The sequence below is a fragment of the uncultured Gimesia sp. genome, from assembly GCF_937919775.1.
Lineage (GTDB): Bacteria > Planctomycetota > Planctomycetia > Planctomycetales > Planctomycetaceae > Gimesia.
On record NZ_CALFPF010000429.1, the window covers coordinates 24,495 to 40,427 of the forward strand.

General features: G+C 52.7%; 14 protein-coding genes. 5 read left to right on the top strand and 9 right to left on the bottom strand.

The genetic code is table 11. The annotated features are described in order from the left end of the window. Nucleotides 1-74: 74 nt before the first annotated feature. From Q0294_RS11945 to Q0294_RS11955, 3 genes are read right to left on the bottom strand one after another with little or no spacing between them, the layout of a single operon-like run. Nucleotides 75-1,367 (bottom strand): hypothetical protein, encoded by a 1,293-nt coding sequence (locus tag Q0294_RS11945; protein ID WP_299465330.1) that lies wholly within the window; start codon nucleotides 1,365-1,367, stop codon nucleotides 75-77. Next, a complete protein-coding gene (locus tag Q0294_RS11950; RefSeq protein WP_299465333.1) occupies nucleotides 1,339-1,869 on the bottom strand; it encodes a hypothetical protein in 531 nt (176 codons plus the stop codon). Before Q0294_RS11950 ends, Q0294_RS11945 begins: the two co-directional genes overlap by 29 nt. A gap of 32 nt (nucleotides 1,870-1,901) precedes the next feature. Next, on the bottom strand, nucleotides 1,902-2,519 hold the full coding sequence (locus tag Q0294_RS11955; RefSeq protein ID WP_299465336.1) for a sigma-70 family RNA polymerase sigma factor: 618 nt from the start codon (nucleotides 2,517-2,519) through the stop codon (nucleotides 1,902-1,904). A gap of 327 nt (nucleotides 2,520-2,846) precedes the next feature. On the opposite strand from Q0294_RS11955, the gene eboE reads away from it, so the two are divergent. Together eboE and Q0294_RS11965 are read left to right on the top strand one after the other, a co-directional pair. Next, nucleotides 2,847-4,025, top strand: a complete 1,179-nt coding sequence (gene eboE, locus Q0294_RS11960) for a metabolite traffic protein EboE (protein WP_299465339.1) — start codon at nucleotides 2,847-2,849, stop codon at nucleotides 4,023-4,025. 11 nt (nucleotides 4,026-4,036) lie between these two features. Then, a complete protein-coding gene (locus tag Q0294_RS11965) occupies nucleotides 4,037-5,137 on the top strand; it encodes an XdhC/CoxI family protein (RefSeq protein WP_299465340.1) in 1,101 nt (366 codons plus the stop codon). Between the two features lie 26 nt (nucleotides 5,138-5,163). Here the strand turns inward: Q0294_RS11965 and Q0294_RS11970 are convergent, their stop codons facing one another. Then, the gene (locus Q0294_RS11970) at nucleotides 5,164-5,523 is read right to left on the bottom strand and encodes a co-chaperone GroES (RefSeq protein WP_299465341.1); all 360 of its coding nucleotides are present in this window, start codon (nucleotides 5,521-5,523) and stop codon (nucleotides 5,164-5,166) included. 353 nt (nucleotides 5,524-5,876) lie between these two features. Here Q0294_RS11970 and Q0294_RS11975 point away from each other — a divergent pair, with 353 nt between their 5' ends. Further along, nucleotides 5,877-6,302, top strand: a complete 426-nt coding sequence (locus Q0294_RS11975) for a bacterioferritin (RefSeq protein WP_299465343.1) — start codon at nucleotides 5,877-5,879, stop codon at nucleotides 6,300-6,302. A gap of 395 nt (nucleotides 6,303-6,697) precedes the next feature. Here Q0294_RS11975 and Q0294_RS11980 read toward each other — a convergent pair whose 3' ends face one another. The 3 genes from Q0294_RS11980 to Q0294_RS11990 form a co-directional block, all read right to left on the bottom strand. Next, nucleotides 6,698-7,912 carry a cofactor-independent phosphoglycerate mutase gene (locus Q0294_RS11980; RefSeq protein WP_299465345.1) on the bottom strand — a complete coding sequence of 405 codons (1,215 nt, stop codon included), beginning with the start codon at nucleotides 7,910-7,912 and terminating at the stop codon, nucleotides 6,698-6,700. A gap of 168 nt (nucleotides 7,913-8,080) precedes the next feature. Beyond that, on the bottom strand, nucleotides 8,081-9,445 hold the full coding sequence (locus Q0294_RS11985; protein WP_299465346.1) for a hypothetical protein: 1,365 nt from the start codon (nucleotides 9,443-9,445) through the stop codon (nucleotides 8,081-8,083). A 396-nt stretch (nucleotides 9,446-9,841) separates the two neighbouring features. Further along, nucleotides 9,842-10,660 carry an RDD family protein gene (locus Q0294_RS11990; protein WP_299465347.1) on the bottom strand — a complete coding sequence of 273 codons (819 nt, stop codon included), beginning with the start codon at nucleotides 10,658-10,660 and terminating at the stop codon, nucleotides 9,842-9,844. A 510-nt stretch (nucleotides 10,661-11,170) separates the two neighbouring features. On the opposite strand from Q0294_RS11990, the gene Q0294_RS11995 reads away from it, so the two are divergent. Continuing rightward, the gene (locus Q0294_RS11995; protein ID WP_299465348.1) at nucleotides 11,171-12,487 is read left to right on the top strand and encodes a hypothetical protein; all 1,317 of its coding nucleotides are present in this window, start codon (nucleotides 11,171-11,173) and stop codon (nucleotides 12,485-12,487) included. Nucleotides 12,488-13,170: 683 nt separating this feature from the next. On the opposite strand, the gene Q0294_RS12000 is transcribed toward Q0294_RS11995, so the two are convergent. After that, a complete protein-coding gene (locus Q0294_RS12000; protein WP_299465349.1) occupies nucleotides 13,171-13,659 on the bottom strand; it encodes a hypothetical protein in 489 nt (162 codons plus the stop codon). A 701-nt stretch (nucleotides 13,660-14,360) separates the two neighbouring features. Further along, entirely contained in the window at nucleotides 14,361-15,533 is a 1,173-nt protein-coding gene (locus tag Q0294_RS12005; protein WP_299465351.1) for an isocitrate/isopropylmalate dehydrogenase family protein, read from the bottom strand. Between the two features lie 218 nt (nucleotides 15,534-15,751). Here Q0294_RS12005 and Q0294_RS12010 point away from each other — a divergent pair. Beyond that, a partial coding sequence (locus tag Q0294_RS12010; RefSeq protein ID WP_299465353.1) for an Mpo1-like protein occupies nucleotides 15,752-15,933 on the top strand: 182 nt, incomplete at its 3' end.

Sequence of the window (15,933 nt, forward strand, 5' to 3'; positions counted from 1 at the left end):
GCAGAAATTCCCGGATGAGGTTTGAGATTCTGACCTTGTTTCAGAATCTATGAGACAGGATTTCGCCCTGATTTTCAAGCATCAGGCTGATCCCGGGACTGGCGCGGAGGCCCCTCTCCCGGATTTCGGCCGCGGGGAGGCCGGTCTCCACGGTCTTTGGGGCCATCGAGGCGACGTTCTTTCACATCCTGCATGCGTTCTCTGACCCCTTGCCGTAACGAGCCTTCGAAAGCGGGCCCTTTCAGATCAAACTCGCCGATCAGTTGATTAAATTCGCCGGATCGACTGCGAATCGTTTTCCTGATCTTTTCCGGCAGATGTTCCCGAAAGTACATCAACTTCAGTTTTTCCTGAAGTTCTTCCGGCGGATATTTCATCAGGTAATCTTTGGTTTTGGTATCTAATTCTGTCTCAAAAAACTTCTGCAGCTCCGCGTCGGTCGGATGGAATTGCTCCAGTTCCTGTTTGATAGAATTGATCAACTGGTCCAGTAGTCCTTTTGCTAAAAAGAACGAGACCTGCATCCTCTGCCGATCTACTTCGCGGGGAACTGGTCTGGGGCTGCGCTGCTCTTCGGAATAGCGGAACGAATATTTTTTTTCGGCCAGCAACTTTTGAATGCTTTTCACAACTTCCGGAGGAGGCCAGTCAGTCCGCATTTCTTTGTCAGGTGCTTTGCGGTTTCTCAAAGGAGCTGCCATTTTTAAAACAGCCAGCGAACGTTCAAAATCAGACAACTGATTCTTTGGTTTGGGGTAATCCACCGGACCTGGCAAACTGTGTTCGATCATGCCGACGACTTCGTTAAAGAGCTCCGGCGGTGGCGGTTGAATCCAGATAAACATCATGCGCGGCTCTCGGGGGTTGATATCAATCATTCTTAACATCTCAAAATCAGTCCGGCCGCCACGGCGGTTCGAACGATTACCGTGAGCACGAAATTTGCGAATCAACTCCATGCGCTCTTCCGTAGTTCCCGCTTTGCGCAAGTCTTCCTGCTCCCACGGAGAGAGTGTATTGACCCACTCGTTGTAAGAATGCATGACCCGGTTCAGTTCCGGATGATGGAGTGTCGCTTCATGGATTTTCTGATAACGCTGTTTTTCCTCGGGCGTGAGTTGTTGAAACTTTTCGTAATTGCGTTTTAACTGTTCTCGCTCCGCAGGAGACATGGTTTCAATTTTTTTGCGGCTGTCCTGTTCCTGACCTGCATCCGGCTCACTGGCTCCCAGTAACACCATGACACAGAGAACCGTGCCCAGCCCCAGCCCCGCAGCGCGTAACAAAACCAAACCCCAGCGGATATCCGGAGTCTGCGAGGCTGCCTGAAGACGCCCTTTATCGACTTTGCTGTTGCGCGGTTTCATTGAATGTTCCTGATTTCCGAAGTTCTTCCAGAAATTCCAGACTTTGTACTTCCGAGTAAGTGTCAAGGTTTTCGATAAACGAAAACTCTTTCAGCAATGGTTCTGACTCGTCAGGCAGCCATTGATTGGTCATCAGATATCCTAAAAAGATCGAGCCTGCCAGACCGAGCATCCAGCCGCCGAAAATCGCAGCCCTGCGAAGTTGTGCCTGCGATTTTTTGCTTAACGAAAAACCGGACCGGTTCTGTTCTTCGGCCGCTTCAGCTTCCAGTTGAATGGTTTTGATCGTCGAGAGTGTATTATTGGTGAATTCAGTCGATGCTCTGGCAATCGGCAGTTTATCCAGCAACTCCCAGGTCCGTTCCAATGCATCGACGTGCGCACGCGTTTCCTCGTCAGTCGAGAGAGACTGTTCCACCTCGATCGCTTCCTGCTCACTCACCTCGCCATCGAGATAAGCAACCAGCTTTTCGAGTTCCTGTTCATTCAGCTCTTTGTTCATCGGAGGACTCTATTGAGAATTCCTGTTTTGATTTAACCGTAAATATGTTTTTCGAGTTGAACCCGTAAATTTTCCCGGGCGCGTGACAATAACGATTTCACAGCCGCTTCGGACAGTTTCATCGCCGTCCCGATATCTGCGTAACTCATGCCTTCAAATTTATGCAGTAGCACCGCCATCTGCTGCCGCTCATTCAGTGTTTCCAATGCCTGACGCACAACGGCCTGAGTCTCCTTCAGGCCAACCTGACGCGCTGGCATCAACCCGGATTTTTCCATCAGCAACTGCTCTTCCGGCCTGATACTGAGCGGACCGGAATCCTGGGGATTGAGCGTCACCTCTTTGCGGCGTCCTTTGTTCCTGCGCGAATTGCTGGCCAGATTATTGGCAATCCGAAACAGCCACGTGGAAAATTTGGCCTTGGGTTCATAATTCGCGCGTGAACGATAGATTCGCAAAAAGACATCCTGGGCCAGATCTTCTGCTGCTTCCTGATTTCCCAGCAGATGGCAAAATATTCCGACAATCCGGTCCTGGTAAGTCGCAACCAGTTCAGTGAACGCACCTTCATCGCCCCCCTTGGCGCGCAACATCAATTGCACGTCCGGATCTCGCAAGTAGGGTGAATTCAAGATTTCCGTTGTAACCACGACTGACTTCAGACTCCCTCTACGGGGGTAAATGACCCGCCTGTATTAAACACGCAGCATAACAAAAAGTTTCTCACAGAGTTTGGGAGAAACCCGTTTTTGTCTGTTTTCATGCAAGATCGTAACCGTTATCGTCGCTAAACTTACAGGTTAACACAAGTTGACTTTGAGAGAATCTTTGATTCTACGACCGCAATCTCGCCTGATAAATTCTTTTCGCAGGTAGTCCGCAGGTTTGTCTCGGTTATGATAGAAGTAATTGCCACAGCATTTACTTCGCTGAGTTCTCTGCTGCCTTCCTATATGAGGACCCGCTGAGGAAGTTTTATGACGCTGAATTCACTGCCTTTGAGTTATTGCACCAACGTGCATCCGGGTTTGACCGTTGCGGAAGTCCTGCAGAAACTGGATGAGTTTACGATTCCGATCCAGCAACAGTTAGACGCTCCGCTTGCCGCCGGCCTCTGGTTGGCAGAACCTGTCATTCAGGAAATTCTGGCGGCGCCGGAAGGGCATTTGCGCTTTGCGGAAGAAATTCACAAACGGGGACTGACCTGCTACACGTTAAATGCATTTCCCTTTGGAAATTTTCACAGCGACCGCGTGAAGGAAAACGTGTATCTGCCCGACTGGTCTGAACCGGAACGGCTCGAATACACCAAAGGGTGCGCCCGGGTGTTGTCGGCGCTGTTGCCCGAAGAGACGGAAGGCAGCATTTCCACGGTCCCTCTCGGATTCAAACAATTTGAGCATGCGTCTGATTTCAGTGCGACGTGCGTTGAACAATTAATCGAAATGGCCATCTTTCTCAAACAGCTGAAAGCTGAAACCGGCAGAACCATTCGTCTGGCAATTGAACCGGAGCCGTTCTGCGTTATCGAATTTACACACGAGCTGATTCTATTTTTCGAACGACTGTATGAACGCGCCGCGAAAAAACAGGTGCTGGGAACCGTCAGAGAATATCTGGGGGCCTGTTACGATATCTGTCATCAGGCCGTCGAGTTTGAAGATATTCCCGGTTCGATCCGGCAGATCGCCCATGCGGAAATCCGGATTAATAAAATTCATATTTCGAACGCCATTGAACTCGTCAATCCGTGGGAAAATGAAGATGGCCGCAATCTGCTCGCACAGTACGCCGAGCCCCGCTATCTGCATCAGACGATTGGCTGCTTCAAAACCGGCGATCTGTATCGGATTGTCGATTTAACCCGCGACTTTTTACTGGACCCTGATCCACGATTAAAAGACACCGAACGACTGCGGGTGCATTTTCATGTGCCCATTAATGCAGAATCACTGGGGCCATTGGGAACGACTCATCGGGAATTGAGACAGGCCCTGGCAACGGTTAAAGAACTCGACTACGCGCCGCATCTGGAAGTGGAAACCTACACCTGGGAAGTACTGCCCGGCGATCAGAAACCGAAACTGGTCGAAGGACTGACGCGCGAGCTGCAGGCGGCCCGGAGCCTTCTGAACACGCTCTCTGATATTGACTGAAGCAACCAACCATGCGTGATCTATTACTCAAACTGGAACAAGCCGTCCGGCAGCAGCAGCCCGTCTGTTATACCTGTCTGGTAGAAACGCGCGGATCAACGCCTCAGAAACCGGGCGCCGCCATGCTGATCTTTCGCGACGGTTCGCAGGTTGGCACACTGGGCGGGGGCTGCGTGGAAGCCGAAGTCAAACGCCGCGCGTTAAGACTGATCGATGCCGACACGCCGGAAATCATGACCTTCCAACTCGACAGCGACTACGGCTGGGACGACGGCTTGATTTGCGGCGGTCGCATGAAGGTGCTCGTAGACCCTGTCAGAACAGCAGACGACTTGCCGTATTTCAATGCCATGCTGCAACTGCTGGAGAGTGACCAGGGCTGCACGGAAGCCATCGTTCTCAACCCCGAAACAGCAGAGGGGGCGAGTGAGACCGACCGCTTTCTGATCGATGCGAATTCGAAAATTGTCGCCTGGCGCGGCAGGCAGGAACCACCGGCGCAATTATGGGAAGGCCTCAAGCCGATCCAGAACCGCCCCCGACCTTATGTGAATGCGGGCATCGCCTATCTGACCTTTCATCAGACGTGCCAGCTGGTCATCGTCGGCTGTGGTCATATCGGGCAGAAAGTGGCAGAACTGGCCAGCGACGTCGGATTTGAAATCATCGCCGTTGACGATCGTCAGGAATACTGCAATGCCGAACGCTTTCCCGCCGCGAAACAATTGATCGTCGGAAATTTCGATTCGGCACTCTCAGATTTTTCTGTCAATCGGGACACCTTCATCATCATCGTCACCCGCGGACATAATCACGACGAAGAAGCATTAGGGCATCTCGCAGAAACGCCGGCGCGTTACATCGGTATGATTGGCAGCAAACGCAAAGTGAAACTGATCTTCGAAGATCTGCTGCGGACCGGTACGCCACGCGAGGCACTCGCAAAAGTCCACGCGCCGCTCGGATTCGACATCGGCTCGCAAACCGTGCCGGAAATTGCACTGAGTATCGTCGCCGAACTGATCGCCTACCGAAACCTGGATACGATCCCCGCAGGATATCAACGAACGAGCCTGGTGGAAGAAATCAAAGTGTCGAACAAAACCGGTTAGCTCCATCCGTTGATTCTCAGCAGCGGTTATTCTTCCCAGTCGTCGGAATCTTCATAGTCCCGTTCTTCGGCGGAGCGCACTTCATCGGTTTTTGAATCACCGCGACGAAAGACAGCTACGACATCTTCGATCGGCACCACGAACAGCACGTTATCCGGCTCGAAATCTACGGGAATGGCTTCGCTGGGATTGAACAGCACCTTATCGTATTTCTTGATCGGAAAGTCTTCATCCCGCGCGATCTGGACGCTGATTTCCACAATGCGTCCGGTGATATTCGGAATCTCCGCCTTGTCGGGAAGGACAATCCCCCCCTTCGTCGTCTGCCGACTTTCGTCTTTACGAATGAGGATTCTCATTCCCAGAGGTTCAACCCAGTCAGACACCCAACTCTCCCAATCTTCAATAGTGGTACTTGCAAACAACCGAAACGACGCAAGCTCTCAAAATAACGAACCCTGCGTACTAAATACAATCATAGCCCATGACCACTACAAAAAGAACCCCGAAAATGTCAGCCGAGTGTCGGATTGAACGCCTGATTGCCGGGAGATCCGATTTTTCAGCCGCTTCATGATTGATCTTACCATGAAATTTCAGCCTATTTTCAGCCGCTACTCTTTTTTCTGCAGTTGATAATGTAGAATGTTCATCTATAAAGGTAAGTAAGTACTTACGACATCAACTGGAACGCGGATCACAGGCCGACCGCCCCATTTTCATTTTACAGGAGAGAAACATGGACAAGCAGACAATGATTGCGCATCTGAATGAGGATCTGGCGAGTGAACTTTCCGCCATCATTCAATATACGACGTATGCTGCCAAAGCCACGGGCCCCTACCGACCACAGCTGACACAGTTTTTCCTCGCCGAAGTGCCCGACGAACAACTGCACGCGCAATATCTGGCAAATAAAATTGTGGCTTTAGGCGGCGAGCCAACCACCGTTCCGGCGAAAGTCGCTGAAGCACACAGCAACCGGGAAATGCTGGAAGCCGTTCTCGCAGCAGAGAAAGCAGCGACCGCCGGTTACACCACCCGCGCCAAGGAAGCAGAAGCGTTTGGCGACAAAGGCATGGCCGTTCAACTCGAAGACATGATCCGCGATGAAAGCGGACACGCCGAAGAAGTCGAACGCATTCTGCGCGACTGGCCTTTATAAGCAAAACGCAACGTTCGCATTTGTTTTGGGTTAGCGAAACCAAATCGTAGGGGCAGCCCTGTGTGGCTGCCCGCCTGGTCGGGGTTCTATTTGTGATACAGGTAAGAATGGGGCCAGAGAAAGCAGTCGTACGTTTCCACGCAAACACACCACCTCAGCGGGCGGCCACATAGGGCCGCACCCTACATCAACACGGGGCAGACGGTTTCACTGGTATCGAAACAGATCTTCGTAGGGGCGTGACCCATGTGTCCGCCCGCCTGGTGACGTGTCATACAAAATCATTCTTGGAATGGAACCGGAAAAAACGTCGAACGATTCCACGTAAACTACATCGAGACAACGGGTCGACCCCTACGCGTTGCCAACAGTGAATACAAAACGCGCCCGCGAACCTACTTCGTCAACGTTCCGAAAAAGAATGGCATCAGTTGATGTCCTTTCGGCAACAGCAGATTACTGTCGGCCGCCGTGACTTCGTCATAACTGTTTGCCTGATCGGGACGCACCCGGGTGCCACAGATGGCGAACGGAACATAACCGTGGCTGTGCGTCTTCGTTCTCAAAAACGTCGGATGATCAGGACAAACCAGAATGCGATAATCGCCTTGCTCTTTCAGGTAATCGTGCACCGGGCCGACGATGTGTTCGTCGATGCGTTCCAGAGCCTTCACCTTTTCCTCTGCTTCTCCTTCATGGGAAGCCTCATCGGTCGCTTCGACATGCACGACGACGAAGTCAGACTTCTGCAAAGTCTCGATTGCGGCGCGTCCTTTGGCCGCATAATCGGTGTCGGTATAACCGGTGGCTCCCTCCACCTCGATCACATCCCAACCGAGCAATTTTCCCAGTCCCCGCAGTAAATCAACGGCGGTGATCACAGCGCCTGTTTTTCCAAACTGTTCCAGAAACGGTTTGAGTGCGGGTCGGCTTCCCTGTCCCCAGAGCCAGATCTGTGTCGCCGCCGGCTGACCGTCGGCCCGGTTCTGATTTTTTTCCGACTTCAAAAACAGTTTCCTGCTGCGCTGCATCAGGTCCAGTAACAGCTCGCCCCCTCTGCCTGCAGGTAGCGCCTCGGCGATTGGCTGGTCTGTTAAATCATGGGGAGGCGTGGTCGAGGTTCTCGCATCAAAAGGCTGGTCTTCCGGATTCTGTGCCCGGTAGATCAACAAATTGCGATAACTGACCCCCTGGTGAAACTCCCACTGAGGATCATTGGCCGTCGCTTCCTGCAGCAGTTCGATCAGCTCCGCGCCCACATCATTGGGAAGCTGCGACGCGGTAAAACTCGCCATGTTTCCGTCTGTGATCGTGACGAAGTTACATCGAATCGCCCAGTCATGCGGACCCAGTTCGATTCCCTGCGCAGCCGCTTCGAGCGGTGCACGTCCAGTGTGATACACCAGCGGGTCGTAACCAAACAGACTCATCGTCCCCACATCACTGCCGGACGGCATCGACGCCGGCACCGTGTCGGTTCTGCCGAGAATTCCCTGTGAAACAATCGCATCCATCCGGGGTACGCGGGCGGCCTGTAAAGGGGTTTTACCCCCGAATGCGTCCTGCGGTTCATCCGCACAACCATCTGGAATCACGAGCACATATTTCATCTTGGGGACACTAACTCTCGGGCAGGATCTGGGAATATCAAATGAACAGAACAGTTTTGTCCTCAATATCCTGAATTTTCGATCTCCCCGCAAGTAACCTGAGTCATGAAATTGCGACACAACCCGTTTCCGGAACCTCTGTGGCGGAATGGCGCGAAAAGACGCCTGTTATTGTGGTTTCGGATCGGCTTCCACAAAATCTTCCGGCGGCGTCATTTCTTTCGTGATCACCTTCCAGGAGTCACCCATTTCCCGAAATCGATTGAAATCTTTCGGCTTGTAGGAAATTTCCAGTTGGGGCGTTTTCATCAACGCCGAGCCTTTTTCAAAATAAGAATGCATGGCGACATCCAGAGCGCCGGTCATCAACAGCGTCCTCTCACACGGATAAGGTTCTTCCTTGTGGACGAACAGATGTTGAATCGCGTGCGAAAAAGCTCGGAACAGATTGCGGTTCCCCCACGGGCCGGGGTAAAACGTTGTCCCTTTCGGCTGGTTTTCCCCTTTGACCTGACAGGCAAAGTTCCAGCGAAAACCATTCAAACCAATTTTAAGCATGCTCGCACGAAAACCGTCTTTGTATTCCAGCAGAATGCCGTGCGGCTCCGCTGTGCCTTCCTCGCCAATCTGATCAAAGAGCCCCCGTTTGGTAGTTCCCAGTTCGGCCTGCATGGCGGCTTCCGCCAGCTTCATTGACCAGCGCCCCTCTTTGCCGGCTTTGATCAGGTCATCCCCTTTCAAAAACTGAACGGACGAAATGCCGGTCTCGCCACCTTTGCGAAATTCCACCATCGACTGCAGAACTTCGAGACCGTGAATGTCGTATTTTTCGATTGGCCCGCCGTGAATCGAAACAGCACCTTCCAGTTCGGTTCCCACCGGAATTTCCAGCGGAATGGTGCGTTGTGCCAGCGGAACCGAACTGCCGACCATCATCGGGAACTCATACTTCCGCGAGGTATCATACATCTCCCGCGCCCAGTCCCAGCGATAGGAAAAGTGTTTGTCGCTGAACAGAGGCACGAAACGATGCGACTGCTTCATGACGTCCACGATTTCATCAAAAAACCGTTTGCGGGGATACATGGTCTGCCCGAATTTCGTATCGGGATAATCGCCGTGCTCACCAATCGACAGGACGGCGTCGACCGCCAGTTCATCGCCGCCCAGACACAACGCTTCGCGGATCGTTTTATAAATCGGTATGTCATACTTCTTCGCGACGCCGCGCGAGAGATCGCGGTCGGTAAACTGATCGCCATAAAACGAGAGCACATCACACTGCGGCTGATGAATCTTGCCATTAAACAGATACGGCCCGAGGAAGGGATGCAGAATATGATACGCGTGCGAGCAATAAAAGAACTGCGTGTAGATCGCAGCGACCTTTGGCCGTTTGGTTTCGGCGGCACCGAGATCGGGCTGCAACCAGTTCAACCCAGCGGTCCCCGCCATCGCGGCGGCTCCCAGTTTTAACAGATCACGGCGGGACAGAGAATCAGACAAAGGGTGCGGTCGGTTCGCATCTGACATCAGGGATGACTCCTGTGGTGGGACAATACAAGGCGAGACTCTGCACTCCATCGTATCAAATATTTTACATGTCTCCACCCGTTTTCGGGGTGGGAATGGAATTTCCTGCAGAATTTTGAGCGGGGGAAAGAATGTGTCGCATCCGGCTACGTGAGACCACTAGAATTGCCGGAAGGAATTGGCTTACACAAACTTGCCTCCAGGTCGTGTTTATTGATTGGTTTTGAATGTGATTCCCAGGACCGCAACCTGACCCAGGTCGGTTTTAACCGCGGCTAACGCCGTGCGGCTGATTTTGTTTTCAGGTACTTTGACAGCCGTTATGACTTTTTAGCCGAAGGGCATTAGCCCCGGTTGCTCCAGATTATAAGGACCATTCGAATTAAGAAACACGATTTAGTCGGATGCCAGTTTGAGTTTGGGAACTTGCTTGACCGCAGTATCGGCCAGTCGATCGCCGAGGCGCCTGCCTGTCGCTAACAGCATGATCACCTCAGTCAGCACCATGACTAAAGCGACGGGGGAGCCGATGAATACTCCGATGATCGGAATGCAGAGTAACAACGGCCCGATCGAGAGCGGAAGATTGCGCATGATCCGCGGCCCCACACGGTATTCATCGCCACTGTTATGAACCACGCGCATTCCCAGCAGCAGTTTTCCGGGACTCGATCCGGCCACATCCCGCAACAGCCAGTAGGCGAACAGAAAGACGCCAATGATGATCAGCCCCAGTATCGGTACGAAAACAAAAGGGACGAGCAGGAATGTGACCAGGCAATCGATAATGTAAGCGCAGGCGCGTCGTCCCGTACTCGCCGTTTCCATTGCTCCTGTCGATTTCATTACACGGGCCGATTTCTCTGTACCCGCGGAATTCTCTGCAGGGAGACTCACCGTAGCCAGGGAACGGGGCGGGGCGGGGCTGGTATTCGAACGCGCAACGGTCACCGTCGGCACGGGAGCACTGTTTCCGTTAGTAGACTGCTGACCTGCCGCGGGTTTCTGAACTACGGTCGGTTTCTGTCCCTCGGCCGGTTTGTTTTGATTTGCAGCAGACCGTTTTTTTGCCACAAAAGTCTGCAGGCGATCAATTTCTGCGGGGGTGAATTCGTCGTCCCCCTGGTCGGGAATGGTCATCCCCAGATGCTGGCAGATTTTTGACAACTGTTGTTCAGAAATTCGCAATTTCCGGCAGAGCCCGTTGGGATTCATGGTCACTCCTCAGATAAAACAGTAGAGAATCTTGTGTTGGAAAGCCGTACACGACGTTTCAAATGGAAACGCCCCCGCTGCAGGGGCGGCATTCCTCGTGCACATCATCTCAAGCGAACTTCCAACCGGCACTTGGCGGCAAAAATCGAAGATTTCAAAAAAATAACCAGAAGTAGACGGGAACCGGGAGAGTCCAATTTGCCGTAAGTCTTAGCGGGGCTTCACTCTGTCAGCAGGGGGGGAACAGTGCTGAGGTCGATTTTCGTGATGCTGCATTGTTGCTGGCGCTGACCGGCTGCACTCTTTTGCATTTTTGAATGAGAATGTGTCATAATGCGTTCACACTACTGATACTGACTCACAGGCTGGCCTTTGATTGACCTTGGGAAGACGCTCTTTATGACTGCTGCTATTAAACTCATCGACGCCACTCTTCACCGGACGGAAACGCGGACGCGGATGCCGTTTCGGTTTGGGGTTGCGGTGATGACGGCCGCGCCGCATGTGTTTTTGCAGTGTCGGTATGAGATTGATGGCACGGTCGTCACCGGGATCGCTTCGGAAGGGCTGCTGCCGAAGTGGTTTGATAAGTCGCCTGACAAACCCGCCGCTCAAGAGATTGACGAGATGCTGCTCGTCATACGGCGGGCTGTCGGCTTTGCGCGGGAGGTCTCGGCTGCGTCGGCGTTTGAATTCTGGCAACAGGTCTATCAGGCCCAGGTGAAGTGGGCTGCGGAGCAGGGGCTGCCGTCACTGCTCGCGCAGTTTGGCGTCAGCATGGTCGAACGCACGCTGCTTGATGCGCTGGCGCGTGCCGAACAGTGTAATCTGGCAACGCTGCTGCGAGAAAATCGGGTGGGCCTGAATCTGGCGGCGATTCACCCGGAACTGGCGGGGCGCACGCCGGACGAGTTTCTTCCCGCGCAGCCGCTGTCGAAAATCATCGCCCGTCATACGGTGGGACTTTCTGATCCGCTGACGGCCGCGGATCTGACGACCGAAAACGGCATTCACGATGGACTTCCTCAAACTCTGGAAGACTGCATTCGCTTTTATGGATTGTATCATTTCAAACTTAAAGTGCAGGGGGATGTCGACCAGGATCTGGAACGGCTGCGATCTGTCGCGCGCGTCATCACCCGGCAGTGCGGCACCAGCTACGCCTTCACTCTGGACGGCAACGAGCAGTATCGCGAGTTCCCCCGTTTCGTCGAACTGTGGGACCGCATTCAGGCCGATGCGTCGCTGCATGCCTTCTTTGAACGACTGATCTTCATCGAGCAGCCGTTGTATCGGGATGTGGCCCTCGATCCAGCCATCGCGAACATTGCCGACTGGAAAAACGGTCCCCCCGTGATCATCGATGAATCGGACGCGGAACTCGGCGCGCTGGCACAGGCGCTCAAACTGGGTTACGCGGGCACGAGCCACAAGAACTGCAAAGGCATCATGAAGGCGGCCGCCCATCGCTGTCTGATCAACCATCGTAACGCGACGGAAAACACGAACCGCTATCAGATGAGCGGCGAAGACCTGGTGAATATCGGCCCGGTCGCGTTACTGCAGGATCTGGCGGCACAGGCGGCGCTGGGTAATACGTCAGTCGAACGCAACGGCCATCACTACTATCACGGCCTGTCCGCGTTTCCGAAGTCGATCAGTCAGTCCATGCTGCAGCACCACGGCGACTTGTACACACCGATGGACGACGGCTACGCGCGCGTCAACATCACCGGCGGCGAACTGGATCTGACGTCCATCAACGCCGCGCCGTTCGGTGTCGGCGTAGAGATCCCCATGGACGCGTTTCAGGAATTGTCACTCTGAGCGAAATCAAGTGAGCGGCTCGGCGCCAGCCGCCGGTTTTGTGTTGGGGACGCTGGTTCAAAAACGGTGGCTAGCGGCATTCCGCTCACAAAACCAGTATGTAGAAACTGTTCGAAATGATTCTTTTTTTCTACCACGAAAATCACGAAAGACACGAAATTCAATGGGATGGATTTCCTTTTTCGTGTCTTTCGTGGTAGTAAAGCAATCAGGTCTTTAAAGAGGTGTTACGCAAAATGATGGGGCACAGCTACTCATGTGATCGGTGCGATTTCGAGTTTTGCTCGGGATGGTCGCACCATGCTGGTGGTTTATTTGTTGTTTGCCCTTCCTGCGCCGCACAATTTACTCTTGGCGACGGACAATCGGAATGGGGCCCCCGCGAGGGCGAAACACTGCGGCTGATGGCACTTGGCCCGGACGGTGAGGAGCCGACTGAAATACGTGCCGTGATACACATTTTACCAAGAGAGAATGACGAAGAATGGGATTTAGTGGTCCGGCTCAACTTTGGCAATGTGCCTTGTCCCCAATGCGACACGGATGAAAAACTGATACAGGAATTCGACGCGGGGCAAAGCTGCCCTCAATGTCACGAGGGGAAGATAGAGCGTACGGGATCATGTATCTATTGATGATCGGACTCTGTCACAGGAGTCAGCCGCAATCCTGTGCGACACGGTTTATTCTGTTTTGCGGGTCCATAACCATTTTCCATCGGGATGCGCTTTGTCTACCGGATGATTCACGATGTGCTGCTGACCGCTGTCAGAAAACTCAATCTTAAACTGATAAGTCTCCTGGATGCGTGACCGCTGAATTGAGTCCAGCGACAGACTGAGACTGGCGACGCTGAGCGAGCGGGGAAACTCATACGGCTGCCAGACGGTGACGATCAACTCTCCTTCATCGATGCGCCAGTGACCTGCAAACTGCCCGGTGGAGGTGGTGAATTTTCGATCCGGTTTAAAAATTCGAGTGGGCACGCCGGGCTCCGCGGACCATTGGCCCACCAGTTGTAACTCTGCCGCGGTCAAAGGGGGCTGGTTGTCTGCGGTAAGCTGATACGCGCATAAAAGCAGAATGATGCCTGCCGTGCCTGCCAGCAGCACTCGCTTTCGTCTCTGTTTGAAGTTGAACCATTTCATCGGCGTGCCTTGGATTCGTTTCACTGCGACGTGGACCTGCTCACTCTATCAGCTTACCAGTTTTCATCTCTCCGGGGCAGTGGCGATCTGGTAAAATTGTTGGTCGTTATTTTGTTGGTGAAAAAAACGGCAGCTCGCGCCGTGCCGCTCACAGTGGGGGGGGTTCCAGGATTTTCTGAGTGGTTTTGCTTTAACGGCAGCTAGCGCTTTGCCGCTCAGGGTGGGATTCATTCAGGATTTTCTGAGTGGTTTTTTGGGGTCGGTGGTTGTTCTCTGCGGGCAGGCACATGGGTGTATGTCTGCAATGAATATTTTATCGTGCTGATTTTGTTTCATGGCGTGGGAGAGTCAAGTGGGAACGATGAATTGTTTTTGGGAACGTCCAGTGAATCGGAAACGAAGTTCTATGAACCTGCAGCGAACTTCAATGAAACAAATTCGAAGCGCTGCGATAAACGGGGCACGTATGAGTAGCGGTTTTGGAAATCGCGCTGAAACAGGGGACTTTTATAGTGTGCTTTCGGCACTGCTGCAGAATATTCCAGTGAATTTGTTGTTTGCACTCGCGCGGACGACGCTTATAACGCAACAGCATTCACGCCGGCGCGACGAGGTCAAGTTCATTTTTTCAGGATGGTCCGTTGCGCTGACGGAAATAAAAAAACGATGCAGAGCATGATGGCTGCTCTGCATCGTTGATATGAGGTCTCATTATGTCTCAGAATTTACCGCATTTTTTTGCAGATGGCTTCTGCCGTTTCCTGAGTACCGACGGCCGTCGGATCGTTGCGATCATCTTTCAGATCGTAGGTCACGTCTTTGCCTTCGGCAATCACGTCGGCGACGGCTCGATCCAGTTTGTCCGCAGCTTCATGCTCGCCGAGATAATCCAGCATCATTTTACCGGACAGAATCAAGGCAACCGGATTCACTTTATTCTGTCCCTTATATTTGGGAGCAGAACCGTGGGTCGCTTCGAAGATGGCCGACTCGGGACCGATGTTGGAACCGGGAGCCACACCCAGACCGCCGACCAGACCGGCACAGAGGTCGCTCAGGATGTCGCCGTACAGATTGGAGGTGACGAGCACGTCGTACAGTTCCGGTTTTTGAACCAGCTGCATGCACATGTTGTCAATCAGCCGCTCATTGTATTCAATGCTGCCGCCGCAGTCGGTCGCGATGCCTTTCAGCTTCGCGTCAGGAGCAACACCTTCGGCAAGATCGGCCCATTCGAATTTCGCATTATAGGCTTTGGCAACGGCACGGGTTTCATCGTACCACAGACCATCTGTAAACTTCATGATGTTGGCTTTACAGATGGATGTCACGGTATCGCGTTTGTTATCGACTGCGTATTTAAACGCGTAATTGCAGATATCACGAGTTCCCTGATAAGACATCGGCTTGATGCTGATGCCGGTCTCATCGAGAGGCGTGTTGATTTTTTTGCCGGTGGCAAATTCGTTGATCTTCTCGATCAATGCAGCCGTATTTTTCTGGCCTGCCTGAAATTCCACACCCGCGTAGAGGTCTTCTGTATTTTCGCGAACGATGACCAGATCGACATTCGATTCGGAGAAATAAGTTCGCACACCCTTGTAAGTTTTACACGGACGAATGCAGGCATACAGTCCCAGTTCCTGTCGCAGGAACACGTTCACACTACGGAAGCCTTTTCCGATTGGTGTGGTGATCGGTGCCTTCAACGCAACTTTGTTGGCCCGAATCGATTCCATCACCCGGTCAGGAACTCCCCCTTCGGCCTCAATGACTTCAATTCCACATTCCTGAACGTCCCAGTCGATTTTTACACCGGTGGCATCCACACACTTTCTTGTAGCCTCGGCGATTTCCGGGCCAACTCCATCTCCCGGAATTAATGTGACTTTATACATCGTTTCCTCAAATACTTCTGACAAAAAGGGAAGGCGGCCAGGATCTCAAGTGCATGAATGCAATGCTACAGGCCTGCTGACTCTTGAAACCAAAGGCCATACTGGTTGATACTGAATAAACAGTACTACAGGCAAGCAGTGACCGTATCAAAACAGAATTCGCTTTTCAACTATACGCGGTAGCCATCGCTTACTTTTCAAGCCAATCAGGTAACCAGATGATACAACGTTTTCTCAGAAACTACCTACTCCGCCATCAAAACAGATCCAACCAGATCCTGCACCTGATCGGTGTCCCTCTGGCTTTGGGAGGATTTATCGGTTTCGGGATGGCGGGAGAGTGGCTGATCGCCGGGATTGCATTGATTTCCGGCTATGCTTTACAGATTTGGGGACATTT

Coding starts and splice junctions, on each gene's coding strand:
- Q0294_RS11985 (WP_299465346.1), bottom strand. CDS start 9,445: ATGTCAGATGCGAACCGACCGCACCCTTTGTCTGATTCTCTGTCCCGC.
- eboE (WP_299465339.1), top strand. CDS start 2,847: ATGACGCTGAATTCACTGCCTTTGAGTTATTGCACCAACGTGCATCCG.
- Q0294_RS11990 (WP_299465347.1), bottom strand. CDS start 10,660: ATGAATCCCAACGGGCTCTGCCGGAAATTGCGAATTTCTGAACAACAG.
- Q0294_RS11950 (WP_299465333.1), bottom strand. CDS start 1,869: ATGAACAAAGAGCTGAATGAACAGGAACTCGAAAAGCTGGTTGCTTAT.
- Q0294_RS12005 (WP_299465351.1), bottom strand. CDS start 15,533: ATGTATAAAGTCACATTAATTCCGGGAGATGGAGTTGGCCCGGAAATC.
- Q0294_RS11945 (WP_299465330.1), bottom strand. CDS start 1,367: ATGAAACCGCGCAACAGCAAAGTCGATAAAGGGCGTCTTCAGGCAGCC.
- Q0294_RS11965 (WP_299465340.1), top strand. CDS start 4,037: ATGCGTGATCTATTACTCAAACTGGAACAAGCCGTCCGGCAGCAGCAG.
- Q0294_RS11980 (WP_299465345.1), bottom strand. CDS start 7,912: ATGAAATATGTGCTCGTGATTCCAGATGGTTGTGCGGATGAACCGCAG.
- Q0294_RS11975 (WP_299465343.1), top strand. CDS start 5,877: ATGGACAAGCAGACAATGATTGCGCATCTGAATGAGGATCTGGCGAGT.